Origin of the sequence: Adhaeribacter rhizoryzae (assembly GCF_008629685.1) — a bacterium.
Lineage (GTDB): Bacteria > Bacteroidota > Bacteroidia > Cytophagales > Hymenobacteraceae > Adhaeribacter > Adhaeribacter rhizoryzae.
The window spans coordinates 1-2,801 of the sequence record NZ_VWSF01000050.1 but is presented as its reverse complement, the minus strand read 5'-3'; the positions used below and the strand labels follow the sequence as shown (position 1 = coordinate 2,801).

Genomic DNA, 2,801 nt, shown 5'->3' with positions numbered 1-2,801 from the left:
AACCCTGCTTCTCCTTTTAATAGTTAAAATTCTCAAGCATATAAGGTAGATTTTGTACAAACAAATATTGAATAATTCTTAAATTGGATAGACAATTTAAGTATAAATCTTTTAACCGCTGCATTTATGGAGCCTGTTGCCTTTGCCTTACCCGACCATATCGATGAACTAACCAATTCCTACCTACAGCTGTGGGTGGATACGGATGTGAAGCTGATGTATACCGAATGGCTTACTTCTCCTTCGGCCCAGGAGTATAAGCAAGCGGCGGCTCTCTTTATCCACTATCTGCAAAAATATGAAGTGGAATACTGGTTAATGGATTCTAACCGCTTGGGTGGCTTGTCGCTCCAGGAGCAAAGAAAGGTCATTGCGCAATTGGCCCCCGCCGTGGCCGCTTCCTGCTTAAAGAAAGTAGCCCGCATAATTTCCCAGGATGAAGGCAACCGTGTCATGTTTGAAGAAACGGTGCAGGAGTTAAAGAACAAGTATCAGGCCAGCGTCGAAATACAGCAGTTTTGGACTTTCAACGAAGCGGCTAAATGGGTAGCTATGATTTAACTTTTAATAGATTGTCTTTATTCTTTTTATTATACAGAATAGGCCCTATGCCCATATCCATTAGGCTTATAAGTAAGAAAATGTAAAGTTTTACCTACTCGTCTTAGCATTCATTAATATAACCTGTTTTTTGAGATGGATATTTAAGTTGAGAATTCAACAAGAAAGACCTGGTTATATCAAGCCTATTTCAGCATCTACCATCCTTTTGGAGCATAACTTGGTAATTATATTTAGGAATAGACAGATTAATCAAGAAAAAGAGAAGCCTCACCTTATCGGGTGAGGCTTCTCTTTTTCTTGATTACCAGATTTTCAGGCCTAGTTTACAGTTGAATAACCAGTGGCTTAGAAGCTGCCTTGCTGTCTGTAATCAACTTCAACATATAGAGCCCCGGTGCATAATTGACCAAATTTATTTCTAAAGTTTCGTACTTTTTAGCCTGAGCCTGTCCGGTTGCTACAGTTTTAACTTTTGCACCCTTACTATCATAAAGCTCTAAGGTGTACTTTCCGCTCGAAGAGAGTTTAAATTTAACGGATGTACGGGCATTTGTTGGATTTGGATAAATCACAAAGTCTGGTTCCGCTGCCTGGAATATTTCGTTTATAATTGGGCTTTTAGCTGATGGCAATTCACCGGGGGCCAGCACCCTTACCGAAGCAAAAGCAGTGTTGCCGTTAGCATCGGTAACCGTTACTTGATACAAACCGGCTGTAACCCGCGGTAAATCCTGGCTGGCAGTCCCGCTGTTCCACCGGTAGATATAAGGCCCTACGCCACCTTTTACCGTTAAATCTATAAACCCGTCGTCAGAACTGGAAGTAGTTATATTCTTATGGGCAACTACCAGGCTTAATTCCGTTCCCGGCGGCGATACAGTTAACCAGGTGGTTACCACCTTACCAAAAGCATCCATTACCTCTACCGTGTAACTGCCCGGAGGCAATCCGGTTAGGTCTTCGGTAGTGCCGCCATTACTCCAGCGGTAAGTATAAGGCAATACGCCGCCTATTACACTTAAGTTAATAGAACCATCCCGGTTCTCTGCCCCCGAAGCATTAAGATGAGCGGAAGATAATGTCATAGGACCGTTTTTGCGGCCCAAGTACAAGGTTGTTTGGGCTTTGCCACCAACGGCATCGGTTACCGTTACCGAATACAGGCCGGGCGAAGCGACCGAAATATCTTGCGTACCCGTGCCAGAATGCCACCGGTACGTGTAAGGCGCTGTACCGCCACTAACATGTAAGTCTATTGAGCCGGCCCCTTCAAAAGGCCCGTACATGCCGTACCAGGGTTCGGCGGGGGTAACGGTGGTGGTAAGGGCCATGGTTGATGCAACTGGCACGCGCTCATTAACTGTAATGCTTACCGGAGCCGAGGTCGTTACCTGGCCGTTGTTATCAGTGGCTTGTGCTGTAAGGCTATAACTACCAGCGGCCACATTGCTCCAGCTATAACTAAATGGCACCGTGACATCTTCGCCCAACTTGGTAATGCCCTGGAAGAACTCTACCTTGCTTACACTGCCGTCACTATCAGCCGCATTGGCGGTAATGGTAAGGTTGGCCGGTGCCGTATAGATGGCCCCATTTGTTGGAGCAGTGATAGACACAGTTGGGGGAACTGGTGCAGTAACCGTAATATTTATTGGAGCCGATGTGGTTGCCAGGTTAGTGTTATCAGTAGCTTTAGCGGTTAACGAATAAGTACCAGCGGCTACATTGCTCCAGGTGAAGTTGTAAGGACTGCTCAGGTCTTCGCCCAGCTTAGTGGTGCCCTGGAAAAACTCTACCTTGGCTATACTTCCATCTGCATCAGCCGCGTTGGCATTTATTGAAATACTTGCCGGAGCCATAAAAATGGTGTTCGCAGCCGGACTAGTAAGCGCCACCGTTGGAGCAACCGGGGCTTTTACTGTAACGGCTACTACTGCCGAATTAGTAGTAGCTCCGTTATTATCAGTTGCTTTAACGGTGAGGTTATAATTGCCAGCGGCCACATTGCTCCAGTTGTAACTAAACGGCGTCGAGACATCTTCGCCCAACTTGGTGGTTCCCTGGAAGAACTCCACCTTGCTTACACTGCCGTCACTATCGGCCGCATTGGCAGCAATGGTAAGGTTGGCCGGGGCCGTATAGCTGGCATTGGCTGCCGGTGAAGAAATAGATACGGATGGAGGTGCGGAACACTGCGGGTATAATTTTACTACTTTGGTGGTTGCTAAACCGGCGGC

General features: G+C 46.4%; 2 protein-coding genes. One reads left to right on the top strand and one right to left on the bottom strand.

Annotation, left to right across the window (positions count from 1 at the left end):
• The first annotated feature begins 126 nt into the window (after window positions 1-126).
• Window positions 127-561, top strand: coding sequence for a hypothetical protein (locus F0145_RS26010; RefSeq protein WP_150093616.1), 435 nt, complete (start codon window positions 127-129; stop codon window positions 559-561).
• Between the two features lie 326 nt (window positions 562-887).
• On the opposite strand, the gene F0145_RS26005 is transcribed toward F0145_RS26010, so the two are convergent.
• The coding region (locus tag F0145_RS26005; protein WP_150093613.1) for an Ig-like domain-containing protein at window positions 888-2,801 on the bottom strand (1,914 nt) is incomplete at its 5' end.